Genomic DNA, 14,022 nt, shown 5'->3' on the forward strand with positions numbered 1-14,022 from the left:
TGCGGGCTTTTTTTGTCTCACTGCGGCGGATCTGCTATATATTTAGAAGCATCCTGCCCAGACTTGGCATCATCCGGCTGCGTTTCCCCATGCTTTCGCGGGCGGCAATCCAGGGGCTTGCCTGCGATGCCAGAGGCTTTGTCCGCCCCCTCTTTTGCAGCTTGCGTATTGCCATGCACCTCAGCAGTCAAGGGGCATAGCGGCAATTGCGCGCTTGACCTGGAGATCTGCGGCGCCATGGCCTCCGCCGCGGCAGCAGGTTCTGTGGTCTCATCGCTGCGGGATGGCGCTTTGGCAGCCGGCTTTGCGGAGCGCGCCAGGCTAGCAGAGGCTGCAGCACCCGGGGCCGGAGCAGCCTCTGGCCGCAGCACAGGGGCTGATGCAGCTATAGATGCTTCCATATCCATAGCTTCTGGTTTTTTCTCTGCCTGGATTCGAGTCTTTTTTTCCGTGGATTTCTGCGCCAGCGCCGCCGCGCCCGGAGCCGATTCCACCAGGGCGGCGCGATCCGCCCCCTCAACTGCCGGAGCCGGCTGCGATTGAGCTGGCTGGGCCACTGCTTCGGCCCTGGAATCTCGCTCGCCCTCCTTGTCCGGCCCACTCCACCAGGCGGCGTGCTGCAGCATCAGCCAGCCCACCAGTCCGACGGCCGCCAGTCCGCCCAGCGCATGACGCAGCCAGAAGCGGTCATTGGCGGCAGGCTTGTCCATAGGCTCCGTGGGCGCCTGCCTCACAGCTGCCGCGCACTGACGTGCGCGCTTGAGGATGGCTGCGCTGCTTTGCGCACTGGGGCCACGATCCTCTGCCACGGCCTCGTGGTAGAGCTCGCGCAGCGCATCGGGCTTGTCGTCGCCAGACGGGTTTTCGGGGTGCATATTCATGCCAGTTCCTCCAGCGCGGCGCGCAGTTTGGCACGCGCATAGCGCAAGCGGCTCTTGGCCGTTTCCTCGGCAACGCCGGTGGCCTGGGCAATTTCGGCCAGCGTCAGATCAGCCTCGACCTGCAGCAGAAAGCACTCGCGCTGCTCGGCCGGGAGCCGGGCAAGCGCTGCCAGGATGGCCTGGGCCATGAGTTGACGATCGAGCTGCTGCTCGGGCTCGAAGCCCGAGGCCGCAAACAGGCTTTCGGCCAGCCGCATGGACTCTTGCGTGTCTGCCGACAGGCTGATGCCCGGCCGCTGCCTGCGCCAGTGATCGACCAGGCGGTTGTGCGCCATGGTGAACAGCCAGGTCGTGAACCTGCTGCGCACCTCATAGCGGCAGGCGCAGTCCACCACGGCAAGCCAGAGGTCTTGCGCCAGATCATCGGCCAGCGCCGCATCGCCCGTGTTGCGATAGAAATAGCGCCATATGCGCAGGCTGTGCCGGGCATAAAGCGTCTCGAACGCCGTGGCCTGCCCTGAGGCATAGCTGCGCATCAGGGCTTCATCGGCAAGTTGGGCTTGGGCAAGCGGCGGTGCAAGCATGCCCGCGATTATGCAAACTCCGCAGCCCACTTTGCTCAGTTGCGCGGCGGGTCCGGGACAAAACCATTGTCGCCAGGAAAGGGATTGGGCACGCGCGGCTGCGGCGGCCGTGGACGAGGCTCGCGAATCACGCCTCTGGCGACCAGATTGGCATAGCTGTCGTAACGAATGCGCACCATCTGCCGGGGCTGCTCGGTGTCGGCCTCGAATTCCACCTGGGTGACTTGCGAGCGCTCCACCGCGCCATGGCCCGTGCCCAGCGAGGGGGCCGGCGAGGGGGCCGGCGAGGGGGCCGGCGAGGGGGCCGGCGAGGGGGCCGGCGAGGCCGATGGTGCCCGGCGCTCGGCGCTGCGGCTCTTGCTGGCGGCCTGCGGCACGGCGACATCCGCCGCTGCAGATTCAGCCGACGAGGCACTGGCCTGCGCTTGCGGCTCATGGAGCGGCCCCTGGTAGGCAGCAGGCTCGGGCAGCTTTTCACGGTACAGCGCGACCCCGATCACGCCCACATCCTGCGGCCTGCCGGTTCTGGCGGCATAGGACATATCGCTTTCGGAAAAATAGAACGCGGCCACGTTGTCATTGCTCTTGCGCCAGCCCCGCACGTCATAGCTGTCGCCCGCATCCAGCACATAGCCGCCTTCGGCGCGAGAGCTCGCCGTGCGGCCATTGATGGCATTGACCCCGTCGACGCTGATGACGCCCATGATGCGGCGGCTCTCGAGGTTGCGGATGCGCACCGCATAGTTGGCACCGGGGCGGCCCACCACCCACAGCTCTCCCTCGTGACTGTACTGGGGCAGTACCCGGCCCGTGGCACGTTCGATGATGCTGACCTGGGCCAGCTTGTGGTTGCCGCGCGTCCAGGCCGAGGCCGGCGCGGCGGCCACCATCGCGACAGCGCAGAGCAGCGAAGCGCGCAGCAAACGGCCGCGCGACAGCAAGAAACCTGGAACCGGGGGTTCGATATGGACAGACAACATGGACAAGGCCTCCTCAAGGTACAGCCACAGCGGCGTGAAACAAACTTGTCGGAGGCTGAAACGCAGCAGCGGACGCAACGGGGTCAAGACAGGCACTCTGATTTGCAAGCATTTGCAACACAGCTTTGCGCTGCAGTTCTGCCCCCGCCGCTGCATGTCTGGCACAATCGCGCTCGCTGCAGCCCAAGGCAGGCAGCAATGCTGGGGGTGTCCTGACCAAGACCGGTCAGGGCTGAGAGAGTCCCTTTGAACCTGATTGCGCAAGCGGTGTCTTGACCATCGCTTGCCCGAGATCATCCTCGCGCAGGGAAGCTGTCCAAGGTGTCAGACCGCGACTGGCCATGTCTTTGCTGGCTCGCCGCGCAAACCATGCGGCCCCTGCTTCGTTTTTCTGGCGGAGCATTCATGAATTCATCTTCTTCCACATCGGCCAATCGGGCCCTGGCCCCGGTGACGGCTAAGGAGCGCGTCTTTGCCTGGCGCGACCATGCCTCGCTGTGGTTCAGCCTGGGCGTGGGCCTGCTGGTCATGCAGATGGGAGCCTATCTGCTGCCTGCGCTCAGCCCGCTACATGCGCTGATCGCGATCGGCATAGGCTCGCTGATCGGCGCCGGTCTGCTGGGCTGGGTGGGCAAGCTGGGCTGCGACAGCGGCCTGTCCAGTGCAGGGCTGATGCACAGCGTCTACGGCCGCCACTTCGCACGACTGCCTATCATGCTCAACATCATCCAGCTGCTGGGCTGGGGCAGTTTCGAGCTGGTGGTGATGCGCGACGCCACCGTGGCGCTGGGCAAGCAAAGCGGCATCATGGGAGCTGCCTACTGGCCCTGGCTGGCCACTCTGCTCTGGGGTGGCGTGATCCTGCTGCTGATGAGCGGCTCCATGACCACCTTGGTGCGCCGCATCATCTCGCGCGTGGCCTTGCCGCTGGTGATTGCCTCGCTGCTGTGGCTGAGCTGGCAATTCCTCAAAATGGCCGGCGCCACCGGTCTCGGGACCTTGCTGGCCCGCGAAGGTGCAGGCGGCATGAGCATGCTCGGCGCCGTCGATCTGGTGATCGCCATGCCCATCAGCTGGCTGCCGCTGGTGGCCGACTATGCGCGCCACGGCAAAAGCGGCAAGTCCGCGCTGTCGGGTGCCTGGACCGGCTTTGCCCTGGCCAATATCTGGTGCTACTCCCTGGGCGTGCTGGTGGCCCTGACCCTGCCCAGCGAAGACCTGGTCACGGCCCTGCTGCTGGCCCAGGGCGGGCTGATTGCCCTGTCGCTGATTCTGATCGACGAGGTGGACAATGCCTATGGCGATGCCTACTCGGGTGCCATGTCGGCCCACAGCCTGCAACCGGGCTGGAGCATTCGTCGCTGGGGCCTGCTGATCGCGGCCCTGTGCACGGCACTGGCCATGGTGCTGCCCATGCACAGTCTGGAGCCGTTTTTGCTGCTGCTCAGCTCCTGCTTTGTGCCGCTGTTCGGCGTGATGCTGGGTCGCCTGGCCTTTGGCACCGATGCCGTGCAACTGATGCAAAAAGCGCCCGCCATGCGCTGGGATGCCGTGGCCATCTGGGTGCTGGGCATTGCCTTCTATCACCTGCTGCCCTATGTGAGCACGGCCCTGGGCTCGGCCCTGCCCACGCTGGCGCTGACTTTTGTGGTGGCTCTCGCCACACGCCAGCTGCAGCCTCGCTCCGTTGCCGCCTGACTGAAACTCAAAGGCAATAGCATCACACGCGCGGTAGAAAGGCTCTGCAGCCATCTCCTCTGTTCTTACTTGGCGCCCGCCGCCTGCAGCATATGAACCACAGCCTTCTGCCCGCGCTGGCGTGCATGGGCCAGGGCCGTCACCCCATCCTTGTCAGGCAGATTCAGATCCGCCTTCGCGTCGATCAAGGCCCGGATGATGGCCTGATGGCGCGGCCCGCCGTCGCTGAGCACCACGGCTTCCATCAGGCAGGTCCAGCCCAGCCGGTTGACATGGTTCACATTCACGCCGGCGGCGATCAGCGCCTGGGCCGTTTCCAGATGGCCGCGCTCGCAAGCCGGAATCAGGGCCGTGCCGCCATAGCGGTTGGTGCTCTTGAGATCGGCGCCATAGGAAATCGTCATACGCACAATCTCCAGCCGGCCCTGCGCACCGGCCAGCAGATAGGCGCTGTCCTGCATCTGGTTCTGGATATTGGGGCTGGCACCGTGCATCAGCAGCGATCGCGCCACCTCGATATGGTTGGCCGCCGTGGCCAGCAGCAATGGGGTATTGCCCCGGGCGTCCTGCACGTCGACAGGCGCGTTGCCAGCCAGCAGATTGCGCACCGCCACGGCATCGCCCTGCGCGGCAGCGGCCAGCAATTGCTGGCCCAGCATCTGCGGGTCCCCGGCTTTTGGCGCCGCAGCGTCGGCAGGTGTTGCAGCCGCTGCATTCGCCGACGCCCTACTCTGGCAGGCCGTGAGCAGGGTCGCGGCGGCCAGAGCCGTCAATGCAAGCGTCAATCGGGTGGTCAACGAGGCACGCCCATGGGCGCTGGTTGGCTGGTTCATGGCATTCCTTTATGGCTGTCGGGTGTTCAGCCCCTGTCAGCTTTCTACAGGAACTATAGCTAGCCACGCAAGTCCGATGGGGGTTACAGCCTGTTTTCAATCGATAAAAGGAGAATCTGCCCCGTGCCTTGCAACCGCTGGATCCGCACCGCCGCCACTTCAAGCCTGATCGCGCTGGGTGCGCTCACCGCCGGCCTGCTGCCGGCCCTCGCACAAGCCCAGGAATTTGTCAGTATCAAGGGCAAGACCGTGAATGTGCGCGAGCAGCCCAACACCCGCTCCGCAACCCTCTGGGAACTGAGCAAGGGCTATCCGCTGCAAGTCACCCAGCGCAAGGGGCAGTGGCTGCGCGTGAAGGACTACGAGTCCACGCTGGGCTGGGTCCACGCCCCGCTGACCAGCAAGAGCCCGCATATGGTGGTGACGGCGCGCACGGCCAATCTGCGCTCCGGCCCCGGCCAGAAGCACAAGCGCGTGGGCAAGCTGGAGCAGCATGAGGTGCTGCAGACTCTGAAAAAGCAAGGCAGCTGGGCCCAGGTGCAGCGCAGCAACGGCCAGAGCGGCTGGGTGGCCAAGAATCTGGTCTGGGGCTGGTAAGCCCTGCAACACGAACACCCAAAGCAAAGGCCTGCAGCAGCGGGCCTTTTTTGCGGGTGCCGGCAATCAGCCTTCGACGATCAGCTGCGCGCGCGGCGCATAGCCATGATTGAGGGGGCCGTGACCCTGGCCGGTATAGACCTCGGCTCCCGCCTCGATGGCGCCCAGAATATAGCGGCGCGCCTCGGTCACTGCGGCCTCCAGCGCCAGCCCCTGAGCCAGGAAGGAGGCAATCGCCGACGACAGCGTGCAGCCCGTGCCATGGCCGTTATGGGTGACGATGCGCTGCGACTGCAGGCGCAGATAGTCGCCGACCTGCTGGCCTTGCCGGCCCAGCACATCCATGACCAGATCGCCGCTCAGATGCCCGCCCTTGAGCAATACGGCCGGCGCCCCCATGGCCAGCAGATCGGCCACGGCCGCATCCAACGCTCCAATGCCGTCGATGTTGCGACCCAGCAGCAAAGCTGCTTCATCCAGATTGGGGGTAATCACCGTCGCCAGCGGGAACAGCTCCTGGACCAGCGCCTGTGCCGTCTCGGGAACGATCAGGCGGTCACCACTGGTGGCCACCATCACGGGGTCCAGCACCACGTTCCTGATACCGTGGCGACGGATAGCATCCGCCACCACGCTCACCACATCGGGGGTTGCCAGCATGCCGATCTTGACGGCATCGACGCCTATGTCCTGCACAACGGCATCGATCTGGCCGCGCACGGTATCGAGCGGAATGCCGTGAATACCCGTCACACCCAGCGTGTTCTGCACGGTGATGGCCGTGATCGCCGTCATGCCGTAGCAGCCCAGAGCCGCACAGGTCTTGAGGTCGGCCTGGATACCGGCGCCACCGCCGCTGTCCGAGCCGGCTATGGAGAGCACGCGTGCATAGCGCTTTTTTGCGGCGCCGGAGATGGAGGAAGAAGCAATCACTGTCATGGCAAAAATTATCGCCCATGCGCATGGTCAATGCGTGCTGTTTGCGGTTGTGCTGTAATGTCCAACGGACGAAACAGGGGTGTCCCGCAGGCAAGCAGCCTGTGCGGACTGAGAAACACCCTGGGGCTGCGCCAGCCACGGGCTGCGCACCAGAGCACCATCCGTGCCCTGTGCCCCCTGCACCCGATCCAGGTCATGCTGGCGTGGGGAGTTTCACAAGCCGCAAGGCATGCCGCGTTTTGTCCTGCACATGGCCCTGTTCCTGTGTCCGGATGGAAAACGATTTGCACATGTCATTGCTACAAGCTTCTTCAAAGATCGCAATTCTCGGCGGCGGCCTCATGGGCCGTCTGCTGGCTCTGGCCCTGGCCCAGCGCGGTCACGCCATCGACCTCTATGACGCCCATGGCCCGCAAGGCGATGGTGCTGCGGCGCGCGTGGCGGCCGCCATGCTGGCGCCGCTGGCCGAGTCGGCCATTACCGAGCCCGGCGTGGTGCGCATGGGCCAGCATGGGCTCAAGCGCTGGCCCGAGCTGATAGCTCAGCTCGAGCAGCATGTGTTTCTGCAGCAAAACGGCACGCTGATTCTCTGGCACCGCCAGGATCAGGGCGATGCGGCACGCTTTTTCGGCCTGCTGGAGAAAAACCGGCGCATCAACCCCAGCCTGCCGGCCATGCAGGAGAAGACCGGCGCGGCGCTGCAGGACTGCGAGCCCGCGCTGCAGGGACGCTTCAACCAGGCCGTCTATCTGCCCGGCGAAGGCCAGCTCGACAACCGCCAGCTGCTGACGGCGCTGGTCGACAAGCTCAGCGCCCTGGGCGTGCAGCTGCACTGGGACAGCCCGCGCGAGGTCGGCGACTTCCGTCCCGGCGCGGCCGGCCAGCCCGACTTCGTGTTCGACTGCCGCGGCCTGGGTGCCCGCAGCCAGTGGAAGCAACTGCGCGGCATTCGCGGCGAGGTGGTGCGCATTCACGCGCCCGAAGTCACGCTGCAGCGCCCCACACGCCTGATCCATCCACGCTACCCCATCTATATCGCGCCCAAGGAAGATCATCTGTTCGTGATTGGCGCGACCGAGATCGAATCCGACGATATGTCGCCGGCCAGCGTGCGCTCCACGCTGGAGCTGCTGAGCGCGGCCTATACCGTGCACTCGGGCTTTGCCGAAGGCCGGATTGTGGAGATCGCCACCCAGTGCCGCCCCACCCTGCCCGATAATCTGCCCGCCGTGCGCCTGCTGACGCCGCGCGTCATGGAAGTCAACGGCCTCTACCGCCACGGCTTCATGATCTCGCCCGCCATGCTCGACGTGGTGCTGGAGCTGGTGGACCGCAACGACTCGCCGCTGGCGCGCGAGTTCGATGTCGCCGTGCATCGCGGCTGAGCCGCGAGCCCGAACTTTGGCGCACAGCACTTGCACCTCCTGCGCACGCAAGCGCCGCCGTGCAGAGGTTTAACTTAGCACCCGCTTTATTTTCTGTTTCATGCCATGAAGATCACCCTCAATCAGCAAGCCACCGAGCTGCAAGCCCATGCCACCGTGGCCGATGCGCTGGCGCAGATGCAGGCCAAGCCCCCGTTTGCCGTGGCGGTCAACACGGTGTTTGTGCCCAAGACGCAGTACGCCGACCATGCGCTCAACGAGGGCGACAGGATGGAAGTCATCTCTCCCGTCACCGGCGGCTAGAAATGAATCCCCCTGAGTCGCTTCGCGCCTTCCCCCAGGGGACGACACCCTCGCGGCGAGACGGCTCTTGCTCGGTGTCACTGACTTGGCACATGCCTGTTTGAGGCTCACTGGGCTTCACGCGCATTGCGGTACAAAGACAAGAGATATAGATAGATCATGAATACAAAAACCACCGACGACACCCTGGTTCTCTACGGCCAACGTTTTGAAAGCCGCTTGCTGCTGGGCACCTCGCGCTATCCCTCGCCGGCGATTCTCGAAGCGGCTGTGGAGCGCTCCAGGCCCGCCATGGTCACGGCCTCGCTGCGCCGCCAGGGCAGCAATGCGGCCGAGACCGGCGCCAGCTTCTGGGAGCTGCTGCGCAAGCTCAATGTGCCCGTGCTGCCTAACACGGCAGGCTGCATGACCATCCAGGAAGCCGTGACCACGGCCCAGATGGCACGTGAAGTCTTCGACACACCCTGGATCAAGCTGGAGCTGATCGGCGACGACTACACGCTGCAGCCCGACACGCTCAATCTGGTGGAAGCCGCCTCCATCCTCATCAAGGACGGCTTCCAGGTCCTGCCCTACACCACCTACGACCTGGTGCTGTGCCAGAAGCTCGTCGACGTGGGCTGCCAGGCCGTCATGCCCTGGGCCGCACCCATAGGCACCGGCCGCGGCCCCGTCAACCCCTATGCCATGCAGATGCTGCGCGAGCGCCTGAAGGTGCCGCTGATCGTCGATGCCGGCCTGGGCCGTCCCTCCCATGCCTGCACCGTGATGGAGTGGGGTTATGACGCCGTGCTGCTGAACACCGCCGTGGCCCTGTCCGAAGACCCTGTGGCCATGGCCGGCGCATTCTCCGATGCCGTCAATGCCGGTCACGCCGCCTGGCGCGCTGGCGCCATGGCGGAGCAGAACGCCGCCCAGCCCAGCACGCCCGTGCTGGGCACCCCTTTCTGGCATCAGGAATAAAGGCCGGCCCATGGACTCCGCAGAAATCAAGGCCCTGGCGCAAGCCATCATCCACCAGCACAGTGCCAATTTTGGCGCCCAGTTGCACCACGATGCCAACTCGGTCGAGTTGACGCCCCAGCCCGTGCCGCCCGCACTGCGCCAGGAGCCCGCCTATCTGGCCGCGCTTGAAGCCTGCAGCCAACTGGGCTTTATCGCCGTGGATGCGCAGACACTGGCCCAGGCCTGGCAGTGCCAGAGCGAACGCAACAATCATTTCGATGTCACCCACTGGCCCGACGACCCACGCGACTTCGGTCTCGGCAAGGCCGACCCGGCACTGGCTTTTGCCCATTGCCCGAGCGAGCTGGGCCTGTATGGCGTGCTGCCCACGGCCGAATGGGTGGGCCGCATGGCCCGCGCGGGCGTGCCCACGGTGCAGCTGCGCTTCAAATCCGGCGACCAGGCCGCCGTGGCCCGTGAAGTCAAGGCTGCTGTCGAAGCCGTCAAGGGCACGAATGCACGCCTGTTCATCAACGACCACTGGCAGGCTGCGCTGGACGCAGGCGCCTACGGCATCCATGTGGGCCAGGAAGATCTGGACGTGATCGGCCAGCGCGATCTGCAGACCATCCGCAGCTCGGGCACACGCCTGGGCGTCTCCACCCATGGCTACGCCGAAATGGTGCGCGCCCATGCCGTGCAGCCCAGCTATATCGCCCTGGGCGCGGTCTTTCCCACCACGCTCAAGAAGATGGCGACAGCCCCGCAAGGACTGGCGCGGCTGGCGGGCTATGTGCGGCTGATGCAGCAATACCCGCTGGTGGCGATTGGCGGCATTTCCGAGGACCTGTTCCCCGCCGTGCGTGCCACGGGCGTGGGCTCGGTGGCCGTGGTACGCGCCCTGGTCAACGCCCCCGATTCGGAAGCTGCGGCCAAGCATCTGCTGGCGCGCATGCAAGCTGCTGCGTGAATCCACGCACTACTAATTCAATAGCTTGGAGCGCTTGAAAGATAAGAGCTACCAGCTATTTTCACTTAAAGCCACAGATCCATCGCGCCTGAAAAACTCGGCGCATGAAATACCGCAGATGACAAGACTGAATGCCCGCAGCCCGCGGGCATTTTTGTTTTCCGTCGCGCCGCAGCCCGCATGACTGCTGGGTTTTCTTGATCGGCGCAAGCCCTCTTCGCGTTAGAAGCGGACACACAGGTGACAACCCTGAGTCCCGCAGTTGCGGCACAGCCGGTCCCACACGCGACAATGGGGCGGTTACCAGTCACGCATAAGACAGAACATGGACGAGCCAATTCTTAGTATGGAAGAACGTGAGGCGATCAACTCTGGTCGCTGGTTTTCATCCCTTTCGCCCTCTTTGCGGCACGACATTCTTCGATGCGCTTACGTCAAACGATACAAAGATGGCATGCTCATCTGCGCTCGCGGCGAACCGCCCGAGGAGTGGATTGCCTGTGCACGTGGAGCGGTGCGGGTCAGTTCCACCTCCATCACGGGCAAGCAGATCACGCTGACCTATGTGGAGCCGGGCATCTGGTTCGGGGATGTGGCGATTCTGGATGGCGACAAGCGCACGCACGACGCCTATGCCCATGGCGAGACCACGCTGCTGTGCGTATCCAAGGCGGACTTCAAGCGCATTCTGGCAGAGCATGTGGAGTTTTCCGAAGCGATCTTGCGCCTCAATGCACGCCGAGTACGTCAGCTCTACGGTCTGGTGGAAGACCTCAACACCTTGCCGCTGCGCGCGCGCCTGGCCAAGCAGCTGTTGCACCTGACGCGCAGCTATGGCGTGATGAGCCTGTCGGACAGCAACGAGATCCGCATCGGCCTGCATCTGGCGCAGGAGGAGCTGGCGCAATTGCTGGGCGCCTCGCGCCAGCGCGTGAACCAGGAGCTCAAGTCCATGGAGCGCGAGGAAGTGATTCGCATCGAACCGGGTGGCCTCATCGTGCGCGACCGGGTGACGCTGCTGCGTATTGCAGACACCGACCACTGATTCACCCCCTGAGCGGCTTTGCCGCTTCCCCCTCTCTCGCTTCGCTGCGCTTGCGGGAGGGGGACGATGCCATCGCCGCGAGGCGGCTCTTGCTCGGCATCTCTGGCGGGGATCGCGCCAGTTTTCACCTTCGTTTCTCTCTTGCCGCGTTCTGCGGCAACTCTCCCCCCTTTCACGCATTCGCTCGCTGCGCCTTCGGCGCGGCGTGGCGGGCTGCGCCTTGCCCATCACAAATCGAACAAAGGACTGAGACAGCATGAGCACTTATGAGCATTTCGTCGGCACCCGCGCGGTTTCCGATCAGCATGCGTTTGATACCAATGCCATGACCGACTGGATGAGCCGGCATGTCCAGGGCTTTGAGGGCCCGCTGCAGGTGGAAATGTTCAAGGGCGGCCAGTCCAACCCCACCTACAAGCTGATCACGCCTGGCAAAAGCTATGTGATGCGCGCCAAGCCCGGTCCCGTGGCCAAGCTGCTGCCTTCGGCCCATGCGATCGAGCGCGAATACCGCGTGATGAAGGGCCTGGCCGGCACCGATGTGCCCGTGCCGCATATGTATGCGCTATGCGAGGATGAATCCGTCATCGGCCGCGCCTTCTACATCATGGAGTTCATGGAGGGTCGCGTGCTCTGGGACCAGTCCCTGCCCGGCATGACGCCTGCCGAGCGCGGCCAGATCTACGACGAGATGAACCGCGTGATCGCAGCCCTGCACAGCGTGAAGTTTGCCGAGCGCGGCCTGGCCGACTACGGCAAGAGCGGCAACTACTTCGAGCGCCAGATCGGTCGCTGGAGCAAGCAGTATGTGGCCTCCGTCACCCAGCCGATTCCCGAGATGGACAAGCTGATGGAGTGGCTGCCCGCCCATATGCCTGCCAGCGCACGTGACGAGGGACGTGTCTCCATCGTGCATGGCGACTACCGCCTGGACAACCTGATGTTCCACCCCACCGAGCCGCGCGTGATCGCCGTGCTGGACTGGGAGCTGTCCACGCTGGGGCATCCGCTGGCCGACTTCAGCTACCACTGCATGAGCTGGCATATACCGGCCGAGCTGGGCCGCGGCATCGCGGGGCTGGACATCGCAGGCCTGGGCATCCCTGCCGAGCACGATTACATCCAGCGCTACTGCCAGCGCACCGGCATTGCCGATGTGGCCACGCTGCAGCGCGACTGGAACTTCTACCTGGCCTACAACATGTTCCGCATCGCGGCCATCCTGCAAGGCATTGCCAAACGTGTCGAGGCCGGCACGGCCTCCAGCGCCCAGGCCAAGGCCTCGGGCGACACCGCCCGCCCCATGGCGGAGCTGGCCTGGTCCTTCGCTCAGCGCGCCTGACTTTTTATCCACCACCACGCAACTTGACCGTCCCACAACAAAAGGAGCACTCATGGACTTCGACTACTCGCCCAAAACCAAGGACTTGCAGCAACGCCTGCTCAAGTTCATGGACGAACACATCTACCCGGCGGAAAAGGAGTATGCCGAGGAGATGCAGGCCAACACGGCCGCCGGCAAGCGCTGGACGCCGCTGCAAACCATTGAAAAGCTCAAGCCCAAGGCCCAGGCCGCGGGTCTGTGGAATCTGTTTCTGCCCGTGGACAGCGCCGAAGCCTCGGGCTACCACGGCGCGGGCCTGACCAATCAGGAATACGCTCCACTGGCCGAAATCATGGGCCGTGTGCCATGGGCTTCCGAAGTCTTCAACTGCTCCGCGCCGGACACCGGCAATATGGAGACCATTGCCCGCTACGGCAGTGCCGAGCTCAAGGAGCGCTGGCTCAAGCCCTTGCTGGAAGGCAAGATCCGCTCGGCCTTCGCCATGACCGAGCCCGAAGTCGCCTCCTCCGACGCCACCAATATCTGCACGCGCATCGAGCGCCAGGGCGACGAATACGTTATCAACGGCCACAAGTGGTGGATCTCGGGTGCCGGCGATCCTCGCTGCCAGGTCTTCATCACCATGGGTAAGACCGACCCCGAAGCGGCCAAGCATTCGCAGCAGAGCATGATCATCATCCCGGCCGATGCCAAGGGTATCCGCATCGTGCGTCCGCTGAACGTGATGGGCTATGACGATGCGCCCCACGGTCATATGGAGATGTATTTCGAGAACGTGCGCGTTCCCGTCGGCAATATTTTGCTGGGCGAAGGGCGCGGCTTCGAGATCGCCCAGGGCCGCCTTGGCCCGGGCCGCATTCACCACTGCATGCGACTGATCGGCCTGGCCGAGCGTGCGCTGGAACTGATGTGCAAGCGCGCCAGCAGCCGCGTGGCCTTCGGCAAGAGCGTGGCCCAGCAGACCGTGACGCAGGAGCGCATTGCCGAGGCGCGCTGCAAGATCGACATGGCGCGCCTGCTCACGCTCAAGGCCGCCTGGCTGATGGATGTGGCCGGCAACAAGGTTGCAAGGACCGAGATCGCCATGATCAAGGTCGTCGCACCCAGCATGGCCTGCCAGGTCATAGACTGGGCCATGCAGGTCCATGGCGGCGGCGGCATGTGCGACGACTTCCCGCTGGCCTATGCCTATGCCGCAGCACGCACACTGCGCTTTGCCGACGGCCCCGACGAGGTGCACCGCAACGCGATCGCCAAATGGGAGCTGGGCAAATACGGCAGCTACGGCAAGAACGCCGAAGTGCCCATCACGCGCGGCGGCTGATGCGAGGCGGCAGGAGCGGATCACGCCGCTCCTGCTCCCCGGAAACAAAAACACCCCGTCAGCCACGGCTGCGGGGTGTTTTTGTTTCGAAGGCAGGCTTGTTACTCGCTATCACTAAAGAAGCTTATACCGCCTTATATCAAACGATTTTAGATATAAAACATATTGAAATTCAATGAATACATACGATATA

At 64.3% G+C, this 14,022-nt stretch carries 14 protein-coding genes; 9 read left to right on the top strand and 5 right to left on the bottom strand.

Translation table 11 applies throughout. From position 1 onward, the window contains the following. Positions 1–17: 17 nt before the first annotated feature. From Cth01_RS15000 to Cth01_RS15010, 3 genes are read right to left on the bottom strand one after another with little or no spacing between them, the layout of a single operon-like run. Positions 18–881: a hypothetical protein gene (locus Cth01_RS15000; RefSeq protein WP_045839586.1), complete on the bottom strand. Its 864-nt coding sequence runs from the start codon at positions 879–881 to the stop codon at positions 18–20. Continuing rightward, positions 878–1,465 carry a sigma-70 family RNA polymerase sigma factor gene (locus Cth01_RS15005; RefSeq protein WP_034390766.1) on the bottom strand — a complete coding sequence of 196 codons (588 nt, stop codon included), beginning with the start codon at positions 1,463–1,465 and terminating at the stop codon, positions 878–880. The genes Cth01_RS15000 and Cth01_RS15005 overlap by 4 nt, the downstream gene beginning before the upstream one ends. Positions 1,466–1,500: 35 nt before the next feature. Continuing rightward, a complete protein-coding gene (locus Cth01_RS15010; RefSeq protein ID WP_045839587.1) occupies positions 1,501–2,445 on the bottom strand; it encodes a hypothetical protein in 945 nt (314 codons plus the stop codon). Between the two features lie 405 nt (positions 2,446–2,850). Here Cth01_RS15010 and Cth01_RS15015 point away from each other — a divergent pair, with 405 nt between their 5' ends. Then, positions 2,851–4,143 (top strand): purine-cytosine permease family protein, encoded by a 1,293-nt coding sequence (locus tag Cth01_RS15015; RefSeq protein ID WP_045839588.1) that lies wholly within the window; start codon positions 2,851–2,853, stop codon positions 4,141–4,143. Positions 4,144–4,208: 65 nt separating this feature from the next. Here the strand turns inward: Cth01_RS15015 and Cth01_RS15020 are convergent, their stop codons facing one another. After that, positions 4,209–4,976 carry an ankyrin repeat domain-containing protein gene (locus Cth01_RS15020; RefSeq protein WP_045839589.1) on the bottom strand — a complete coding sequence of 256 codons (768 nt, stop codon included), beginning with the start codon at positions 4,974–4,976 and terminating at the stop codon, positions 4,209–4,211. Positions 4,977–5,099: 123 nt separating this feature from the next. On the opposite strand from Cth01_RS15020, the gene Cth01_RS15025 reads away from it, so the two are divergent. Beyond that, complete coding sequence (locus tag Cth01_RS15025) at positions 5,100–5,573, top strand: SH3 domain-containing protein (RefSeq protein WP_034358521.1); 474 nt, start codon at positions 5,100–5,102, stop codon at positions 5,571–5,573. A gap of 66 nt (positions 5,574–5,639) precedes the next feature. On the opposite strand, the gene thiD is transcribed toward Cth01_RS15025, so the two are convergent. Further along, complete coding sequence (thiD, locus tag Cth01_RS15030) at positions 5,640–6,512, bottom strand: bifunctional hydroxymethylpyrimidine kinase/phosphomethylpyrimidine kinase (protein WP_034377683.1); 873 nt, start codon at positions 6,510–6,512, stop codon at positions 5,640–5,642. Positions 6,513–6,802: 290 nt separating this feature from the next. Between thiD and Cth01_RS15035 the strand changes: the two genes are divergently transcribed. The 7 genes from Cth01_RS15035 to Cth01_RS15065 all read left to right on the top strand — a co-directional run bounded on the left by Cth01_RS15035 (position 6,803) and on the right by Cth01_RS15065 (position 13,829). Further along, on the top strand, positions 6,803–7,897 hold the full coding sequence (locus Cth01_RS15035) for an FAD-dependent oxidoreductase (RefSeq protein WP_072248256.1): 1,095 nt from the start codon (positions 6,803–6,805) through the stop codon (positions 7,895–7,897). Positions 7,898–8,002: 105 nt separating this feature from the next. Then, positions 8,003–8,200, top strand: a complete 198-nt coding sequence (gene thiS, locus Cth01_RS15040; RefSeq protein ID WP_003061260.1) for a sulfur carrier protein ThiS — start codon at positions 8,003–8,005, stop codon at positions 8,198–8,200. Between the two features lie 159 nt (positions 8,201–8,359). After that, positions 8,360–9,163, top strand: coding sequence for a thiazole synthase (locus tag Cth01_RS15045; protein ID WP_045839591.1), 804 nt, complete (start codon positions 8,360–8,362; stop codon positions 9,161–9,163). A gap of 10 nt (positions 9,164–9,173) precedes the next feature. Next, positions 9,174–10,115, top strand: coding sequence for a thiamine phosphate synthase (locus Cth01_RS15050; RefSeq protein ID WP_045839592.1), 942 nt, complete (start codon positions 9,174–9,176; stop codon positions 10,113–10,115). A gap of 325 nt (positions 10,116–10,440) precedes the next feature. Next, positions 10,441–11,160, top strand: coding sequence for a Crp/Fnr family transcriptional regulator (locus Cth01_RS15055; protein WP_034349335.1), 720 nt, complete (start codon positions 10,441–10,443; stop codon positions 11,158–11,160). 256 nt (positions 11,161–11,416) lie between these two features. Continuing rightward, entirely contained in the window at positions 11,417–12,502 is a 1,086-nt protein-coding gene (locus tag Cth01_RS15060; protein WP_045839593.1) for a phosphotransferase, read from the top strand. A 52-nt stretch (positions 12,503–12,554) separates the two neighbouring features. Continuing rightward, positions 12,555–13,829, top strand: coding sequence for an acyl-CoA dehydrogenase family protein (locus tag Cth01_RS15065; RefSeq protein ID WP_045839594.1), 1,275 nt, complete (start codon positions 12,555–12,557; stop codon positions 13,827–13,829). Positions 13,830–14,022 lie beyond the last annotated feature (193 nt).

It is taken from the genome of Comamonas thiooxydans (genome assembly GCF_000964545.1).
Lineage (GTDB): Bacteria > Pseudomonadota > Gammaproteobacteria > Burkholderiales > Burkholderiaceae_C > Comamonas > Comamonas thiooxydans.

What these genes read in the sequence shown, in the direction of transcription:
- Cth01_RS15050 (WP_045839592.1), top strand. Translation starts at nt 9,174, where the DNA reads ATGGACTCCGCAGAAATCAAGGCCCTGGCGCAAGCCATCATCCACCAG.
- Cth01_RS15020 (WP_045839589.1), bottom strand. Translation starts at nt 4,976, where the DNA reads ATGAACCAGCCAACCAGCGCCCATGGGCGTGCCTCGTTGACCACCCGA.
- Cth01_RS15060 (WP_045839593.1), top strand. Translation starts at nt 11,417, where the DNA reads ATGAGCACTTATGAGCATTTCGTCGGCACCCGCGCGGTTTCCGATCAG.
- Cth01_RS15035 (WP_072248256.1), top strand. Translation starts at nt 6,803, where the DNA reads ATGTCATTGCTACAAGCTTCTTCAAAGATCGCAATTCTCGGCGGCGGC.
- thiD (WP_034377683.1), bottom strand. Translation starts at nt 6,512, where the DNA reads ATGACAGTGATTGCTTCTTCCTCCATCTCCGGCGCCGCAAAAAAGCGC.
- Cth01_RS15055 (WP_034349335.1), top strand. Translation starts at nt 10,441, where the DNA reads ATGGACGAGCCAATTCTTAGTATGGAAGAACGTGAGGCGATCAACTCT.
- Cth01_RS15000 (WP_045839586.1), bottom strand. Translation starts at nt 881, where the DNA reads ATGAATATGCACCCCGAAAACCCGTCTGGCGACGACAAGCCCGATGCG.
- thiS (WP_003061260.1), top strand. Translation starts at nt 8,003, where the DNA reads ATGAAGATCACCCTCAATCAGCAAGCCACCGAGCTGCAAGCCCATGCC.
- Cth01_RS15010 (WP_045839587.1), bottom strand. Translation starts at nt 2,445, where the DNA reads ATGTTGTCTGTCCATATCGAACCCCCGGTTCCAGGTTTCTTGCTGTCG.
- Cth01_RS15005 (WP_034390766.1), bottom strand. Translation starts at nt 1,465, where the DNA reads ATGCTTGCACCGCCGCTTGCCCAAGCCCAACTTGCCGATGAAGCCCTG.
- Cth01_RS15015 (WP_045839588.1), top strand. Translation starts at nt 2,851, where the DNA reads ATGAATTCATCTTCTTCCACATCGGCCAATCGGGCCCTGGCCCCGGTG.
- Cth01_RS15045 (WP_045839591.1), top strand. Translation starts at nt 8,360, where the DNA reads ATGAATACAAAAACCACCGACGACACCCTGGTTCTCTACGGCCAACGT.
- Cth01_RS15065 (WP_045839594.1), top strand. Translation starts at nt 12,555, where the DNA reads ATGGACTTCGACTACTCGCCCAAAACCAAGGACTTGCAGCAACGCCTG.